The sequence below is a fragment of the Streptomyces spiroverticillatus genome, assembly GCA_014650415.1.
Lineage (GTDB): Bacteria > Actinomycetota > Actinomycetes > Streptomycetales > Streptomycetaceae > Streptomyces > Streptomyces spiroverticillatus.
This window is the reverse complement of sequence record BMUX01000033.1, coordinates 42,801-49,202: the sequence shown is the minus strand read 5'-3', so window position 1 is coordinate 49,202 and position 6,402 is coordinate 42,801. Positions and strand designations below refer to the sequence as shown.

3 protein-coding genes are annotated in these 6,402 nt (G+C 70.1%); 1 reads left to right on the top strand and 2 read right to left on the bottom strand.

Annotation, left to right across the window (positions count from 1 at the left end; all coding sequences use genetic code 11):
• Window positions 1–383: 383 nt before the first annotated feature.
• Window positions 384–605 (top strand): hypothetical protein, encoded by a 222-nt coding sequence (locus tag IE269_RS40845; protein ID WP_189828420.1) that lies wholly within the window; start codon window positions 384–386, stop codon window positions 603–605.
• A gap of 497 nt (window positions 606–1,102) precedes the next feature.
• On the opposite strand, the gene IE269_RS40840 is transcribed toward IE269_RS40845, so the two are convergent.
• Window positions 1,103–2,728, bottom strand: a complete 1,626-nt coding sequence (locus tag IE269_RS40840; RefSeq protein WP_229898604.1) for a DUF2637 domain-containing protein — start codon at window positions 2,726–2,728, stop codon at window positions 1,103–1,105.
• Between the two features lie 367 nt (window positions 2,729–3,095).
• Window positions 3,096–6,401 carry a LysM peptidoglycan-binding domain-containing protein gene (locus IE269_RS40835; RefSeq protein ID WP_189828419.1) on the bottom strand — a complete coding sequence of 1,102 codons (3,306 nt, stop codon included), beginning with the start codon at window positions 6,399–6,401 and terminating at the stop codon, window positions 3,096–3,098.
• Window position 6,402: the final 1 nt, after the last annotated feature.

Sequence of the window (6,402 nt, the reverse complement as noted above, 5' to 3'; positions counted from 1 at the left end):
TCCTCATTCTCGCTGGTCAGAGGCACTTTTCGTTTGCCTGATCACCCGTCGGACACCGGCCTTCATGAAAGCCCGAGGCTAACGAGGCCTGGGGTCTCGCGCAGTTCAGGTGCCTGTCTGAGCGAGAAGTGGCGCAGGTCGTAACTCGCCTGCGATCCATTGCTCGTTTGGTTCGATCACTTCTAGATCGCCTACTGGGGCTACTGCACTATCCGTTCTGCTCCTGTGTACCCCCACACGCAATGTCCCCTTGCGGCGTAATCGGCCTGGCTTCACCCATCGTGCCCGGCGCTCCCCAGGTAGCGCGTGCCACTTCGCCAAGTGCGTACACGCTGGCCGCTTGACCCCGAGTGGGGTTGCGGCCCAACTTGAGGACACACGAAATGCGTACAAGCTGGCTGGAAACCGTGCTGGTGCACGTGGGCGAAAACTGGGGATTTTGGCTGTATTTCTGCCTGACGCTCCCGTTGCTCGTCGACTTCTATCGGAAGCGCGCACGGACCGCGCTTGACCAGGCCGTGGAACGTCGGATGCAGGAGGCCCAAGAGCGAGTGCCCCAAGCGGCAACCGCGCGCCATAAGGGTCACAAAGCGGAGCGGCGCTGAGCCTGCCCCGTGGTGCCGGACACATCGCCTGGCACCACGGGGCTCTCGTCCTACAGTGCAGCGGCAGTTGTCCCGGGACGGGTCGGGTTGCAAGGCCGCGGGGTTGATTGCCTCGGATGTCGGGGACTCCTTGGGCGTGGAGGTGGTGGGCGAACTGCCAGTTCCGGCACGTCGAGTAGTTGCGGTCGGCGGCGTGCGGGTGGTTGAGGGAGATGGAGTGGTGGCCCCAGTCGGTGATCGGTTGGGCGCCGGTGATGGTGGCGGTCATGTGGTGGACGGTGACCGTCTCGGTATGGTCGTCGGGGGCGGGTTCGAGGGCGAGGTGGACGTTGTCGGCCAGCGGGATGGGTCGGTGGTGACGTCGCAGAGGTATCAGGCGATGGGTTAGGGATTCCCGGCATGGTGGAGTGGTGTCCACGCGAGTGCGCTGCAGGTGCGGTTGGGGTGAGAACCGTGAGTAGGGGCTGTTGCGGGCGCAGCGATAGGTGCAACTCGTGTCACGTTGCAGTGATCGTGCTCTGGCTGGTGGTGTGTTGTTCGCGGGCTCGTTGGAGGCGGCGTCGTGCGGTGCGGCCGGGGACACCGAGGAGGCGGGCGACGTCGGTGCCGGTGAGCTTTTGCCCCTGCTTTTCGGCCTCCTTCAACTTTTGTGCCACGAGGGCGACTTGTTTCGACTCGGTGGAATCGGCTGTCGTGGACGGGGCTTCTTGTTGGTCTGGTGCCTGGGTGGGTGTTTCTGTCACTGGCGTGATTGTGGCGTGAGCGGTGCGCGGGGAGCGGTTCCGTGCAGCTAGTGCGGGTGATCCTCCGTTGGTGGTGTGCGGTGGCTGTTGGTACTGCTTCGTCATGAGCTCCAGCTCGTTCAGCGGCAGCTCGTGCCCGTGCAGATCGAAGAGGTACGACCCGAACTGGAGCGGTGTCGGGAACGCCCCGTTCTCGTTCGCGCACTTGCGGAACGCCGCGTAGTACGCGTCGTCGTCGAGTACGAAGTCCGCGTCGTTCGTCGCGAAGTCCGGCCCGAACTCGGGGTCGTACCCGCCGAGCGGGCGGTTGCGGCCGGGTCCGGCGGGCATCATGACCTGCGGCGCGGCCGTGGGGTCGTAATCGCCGGTGTACTGCTTCTGCTGCGAGGGCAGCGGGGCGTCGAACCATTGGCTCGGGTGCGTCGGGGCCGCGTGCTCGGGGACCGGAGCGACCGGGGAGGCCTCGGCCTCCGGCGGGGCGACCGCCGCCGCGGGCTCGGGGGCCGGAGCCTTCTCTCGTACGACCGATTCGGCAGACTGGGCAGGCTCGGCAGCGGCAGCCGCGTCCTTCTCCAGCCGCACCCGGGGAGCAGCCCCCTCGGCTATCGGACCCGGATCGCTCTGCGCCTCCTGCGCGGCGGGCAGCGCCGGAGCAGAACCGGAGACCGTCGGTGCCGGCGGCAGCAGTACCGGCTCGATGCCCGCCGCCGCGAGCCCCGCCGGACCGGTGTCCGCGAGCGGCACCCCGTACTTGGCGAGGCGCAGCGGCATCAGCGATTCCACCGGAGCCTTCCGCTTCCACGCCCGCCCGAACCGCGCCTGGAGCCGCGCCTGATAGATCAGCCGGTCCTGCTCCAGCTTGATGACCTGCTCGTACGACCGCAGCTCCCACAGCTTCATCCGCCGCCACAGCCTAAACGTCGGCACCGGCGACAACAGCCACCGGGTGAGCCGCACGCCCTCCATGTGTTTGTCGGCTGTGATGTCCGCGATTCGGCCCACCGCGTGCCGGGCTGCCTCCACCGACACCACGAACAGCACCGGAATGACGGCATGCATGCCGACGCCCAGCGGGTCCGGCCAGGACGCCGCGCCGTTGAACGCGATCGTCGCCGCCGTCAGCAGCCATGCGGTCTGCCGCAGCAGCGGGAACGGAATCCGCATCCAGGTCAGCAGCAGGTCCAGCGCGAGCAGCACACAGATGCCCGCGTCGATACCGATCGGGAAGACCAGCGAGAAGTCTCCGAAGCCCTTCTCGGCGGCGAGTTCGCGCACCGCCGCGTACGAACCGGCGAAGCCGATCCCCGCGATGATCACCGCACCGGTGACCACCACACCGATCAGTATGCGGTGCGTGCGTGTCAGCTGCAGGGCGCTCACGCGCGTTGCTCCTTCCACAGTGTGGTCGCTGAGTTCGGCGGCACGGATGAGTTTGTCGTGTGGCCACCGCCGGCCGCGCCGGGCGGTCTCGACGCTGATGTGTTTCCCATGCTGGAGCCTTGGGTGAGTTCACGGTTGAGCTGTCCGTGCGGGGTGAGGGAGGGCTGCTGGCTCCGGGCTGAGTGGTGGGTGCGCCGGGCGTCTGTCCCCGCTTGGCGTCGGGCGTGGTAGCCGGGGCCGTGGCCCCGCCAGATCGGCGCACGGCCACGGAACTGTGTGCTGTGGGGTGCCGTGAGGTCGTGGGTCTGGTCTTTGTTGTGCCCGTCCGGTATCGAGCGGGCGGCGGAGTGACGACCGATGTCCTCCATTAGTGCTCCGTGTTCTTGTCGGAGAGGAGCTCGGTGATGAGGTGTTCGGTTTCGGGTTCCATGCTGACGTCGAGGTGGTCGTTGACCCGGCGGATCAGTTCCACAACTGCCTGGATTCCCGCCCGGTTGCCGCGGGCGGCTTCGAGGCGGAGCAGGTCGCGGTGGAGGAGTTCGGCGCTGTCGTCGACTTCGAGCCCGATGTTGAGCGCGTGGCCGGCCTTGTCGTAGAGGCCGTGCGCGGTGTGGTGCTGGGCGGCGGCGTGGGCGATGTCGGTGATCCTGGTGATCATTTCCTGCTGAAGGGCGAAGGCCCAGGTAGGGGCGTGGGTGCCGAAGGGCCGGCCGCGGACCAGGGAAAGGGCCTCGTCCAACGGCTCCACGGTCTTGCTGGCGAGCCCGTGTTCGGCCAGGCGCAGAAAGGCGTGCCAGTCGCAGGTGAAGTCGGGGTGCAGGGTGTAGGGGGCGCCGGCCCGGCGCCGGACGACGTAGGGCTGGCCGTCCTCGGCGGTTCCGAGCTGGGCGCGCAGGGTGGTCATCCGGGAGCTGAAGGTGTCGGCTGACCAGGGTGATTTCGGGTCCATGGCCTCGCGGATGCTGTACCCGTCGCGCGAGGGCCGAAAGTGCAGCAGTGCGGTGAGCAGGGCGAGTTTGGGGCCGTGTCCCTTCCCGCTGAGCCGGGTGACCTCAATGGGGCCCAGCATCCGCAGCAGGGGTGGGGACGACGGCGGCGTCGGGGCCGCTCCCGCCCCGGGGCGTCCCGGTCCTTTCACCTCCGGGGCCAAGGGTGCGGCGGCCGCGGCGGGCGGCGGGTCGGCTGGCGGGACCGGGGCGGGCACGGCGGTGACGGAGGCAGGGTCTTGGACCGCCGCGAGCAGCGAGTGGAAGATGCCTGAGTCCTCTGCCGTATCCCGATCCCGATCCCGATCCCGGTTCCCGGGGCCCGGGGTGTGGGCGCGGGCGGGCCTGTTCTGTGCGGCCTGCCGGGCGGCGGCCTGGGGGGTGAGAGGCACGGGTTCCTGCGGGACGTGCGTCCACGGCCCCCGTGGATCTGGATCCTGCGGGGGCTGGCCTGCGACCTGGAGTGCGTGCAGGACTTCCTGGTAGATCTCCGGTTCCAGCCGCTGGAGGCGGACCCGTTCGTCGACGCAGGGCAGGGGCTGGAGCTCGGTCTGCGGCACGCCGGCGTCGAGGACATCGGCGTCAGGGAAGCGCGCACGCACGGCGGCGGGAAGCACCACACACGTGGGCACGTCCCTGGTCTTGTCGAGAGCGTCGGCCAGTGCCCAGGCGTCCTCGTCCGTGACCGGGCCCGGAGCCAGCAGGATCCACGGGCCTACCGGTGCGCTGCCTTCACCGTCCTTTTCGTCTTCGTCCAGGTGGGCCTCGATGGCCCGCTCCGCGAGATCGCGGGTGGCGTGCGCCAGTTCTGCGACGTACTGGATGCGCGCGGTGGGCAGCAGCTGTGCCAGGTCTTTGCCGAAGCCGACCGCGACGATCTCGGTCGTGGCCGCCCACGGGCTCTGGCTGAGTTCCAGCGCGAGCGACAGGGCGACCTGCTCCACCTGTTCCGCGGTGCCGTCCAGGAGCAGACTCCGCACGGCCGGAAGGTTCAGCAGGAGCAGACTGTTGTCCGCCCGCGCCCCCACCGACACCAGCCCCGGCAGCGGCGGGGGCACCTGCACAGCCGCCTCGGGCAGCGCCGGGGCGGCGGGCAGCTGCCACCAGCTGCCCGCGCCGTCGGGGCCGGCGACGAAGGGCCAGACCGGTTCGGCGGACAGGTCGTCGGGCAAAACGCCGACGGTGCGGGCGGTGACGGTCGCCGCGCGCAGCACCGGCACCTGCTGGTTGTCGGCCGCGGCACGCTGTGCGAGCGCCCGCAAGGCGTGATCCAGAAGCTGCGGACTCGCCTGCTCGGCCGCCGCGCCCAGGAGCTGCTCGGCACGCCCGGTCTGGGCCACGGGAATGCTCTGGCCGGGCTTGCGACGGCGCCGTTGCAGCAGGCGGCGCAGCGCGAGCGCGCTGACCACCGATCCGGCCAGGAGCGCCCCGGTGCCTGCTACCGTCCGCAAGTCCATGGATGACGCGGACTCGGCTACTGCCCCGCCCTCCTCCTCTGGTGCGGGGGAGGCAGACGTGGGGGCGCTGGCGGGGCTGCTGGGGGCTTGGGGCGGGGTGTTGGCGGGCGGCACGGGTGCCTCCGGTGCACGGTCGGACGGGGCAGGCGAGGCGGGAGCGGACGGCGACGGTGTCGCGGACGGAGCAGGCGAGGTGGGGACGGGCTCGGGGGCGGGCGTCTTCGGGTCCGGCGCTCCGCTGCTCTTGTCACCCCCGGGTGCTGGGGCGGGCGCCGGACGGTGCGGTGTGGGAGCAGGTGCGGTGCCCGCGGGGCCCGCGCCGGGATCTGCGGGGAGGGTCAGGTGCTGGCCGGGGTAGATGTGGTCGGGGTCGGCCAGCGTCTTCTTGTTCGCCGTGTAGATCTCGGGGTACTTCTCCGCGTCGCCGAGCTGGTCCTCGGCGATGGCCGTCAGTGTGTCCCCGGCCTTGACCGTGTACGACGTCGTGGAGCTTTGCGCGGCGTCGCCCTGGGGCGGGGTCGTGGGCACTTCACTTGTGGTGGGGGTGGCGGGCATCCGCAGGACCCATCCGGGCTGGATCGGCGCCTGTGTCCGGAAGACGTTTCCGTCGTTCATGGTGCGGCCCTCGTTGAGGTCGGCGATCTCCGTATACCGGGACCCGTCCCCGAGGTGGTCTTCCGCGATGGACCACAGGCTTTCTGCCGGGCGCAGGTCGCGCACGGTGTACGTCGGTGCTTCCTGCTTGGTGGCGGTGGATCGGGCCTCGGCCGCCGAGGCGGGGACTCCTTCGGCGGCAGGTGCCCCGGTGGTCTTCGGCGCGGAGATAGTGGTGGTGGCCTGGGCGGGGGAGGCGAGTGCGGTTCCGGTGGGCAGCAGGAGCAGGATCCCGCCGACCAGCAGAGCGGCCGCCCGTTGTCCTGTGCCGAGTCCGGGGAGCCTGGGTGCGGACAGTCCGCGTACCTGCGCGGGGATCTCCACGGCCAGCGAGAGCGTGAACGCGGCCCACCCGGCCCACCCGAGGACGGTGAGGGCGAGCAGGAACACCGGCACCGTGTCCGCACTCGACAGGAGCTGCCCCAGTGCGTCGAGGCCGGGGGCCCAGGTCGCGGCGGTGGCGTGCCAGAGGAGTACCGGCAGACCGCCGACCAGGGCGAGGACGGCGATCAGGCTCAGCAGCGCCCGTACGACGGCCGCCGCACCACGCTGTCGGTCCGCTCCGGAAGTGGTCATG

Excerpts from the sequence above, each read along its gene's own strand:
- IE269_RS40845 (WP_189828420.1), top strand. The coding sequence starts at position 384 with ATGCGTACAAGCTGGCTGGAAACCGTGCTGGTGCACGTGGGCGAAAAC.
- IE269_RS40835 (WP_189828419.1), bottom strand. The coding sequence starts at position 6,401 with ATGACCACTTCCGGAGCGGACCGACAGCGTGGTGCGGCGGCCGTCGTA.